Origin of the sequence: Streptomyces griseus subsp. griseus, assembly GCF_000720255.1 — a bacterium.
Classification (GTDB): Bacteria; Actinomycetota; Actinomycetes; order Streptomycetales; family Streptomycetaceae; genus Streptomyces; species Streptomyces griseus_I.
In genome coordinates this window covers 1-205 of sequence record NZ_JOJE01000256.1, presented here as the reverse complement: position 1 = coordinate 205, position 205 = coordinate 1, and the positions used below count along the sequence as shown (strand labels likewise).

The 205-nt window shown below is 67.8% G+C and carries 1 protein-coding gene; it reads right to left on the bottom strand.

Features of this window, described 5'->3' with window-relative positions:
* Nucleotides 1-205, bottom strand: a 205-nt coding sequence (locus tag IG99_RS44025) for a hypothetical protein (protein ID WP_037684794.1), incomplete at both ends; no start/stop codon positions are given.

Sequence of the window (205 nt, the reverse complement as noted above, 5' to 3'; positions counted from 1 at the left end):
TATGCCGGTGCAGGTGATTCCGGCCCGGGTGCCGGCCTCGGTCAGGCCGGACTGGTCCATCGGGTAGGACTCGAAGACGACCAGGGTGTCGAAGAGCGTTTGGAGGCCGGTGGACTGCTGGATCTCGGTCAGCCCGTAGTGGTGGTGGTCCAGCAGGCCCGCCTGATGTTCCTGCAGCTCCCTCAGCAGGCCGGCCAGCGTGGCG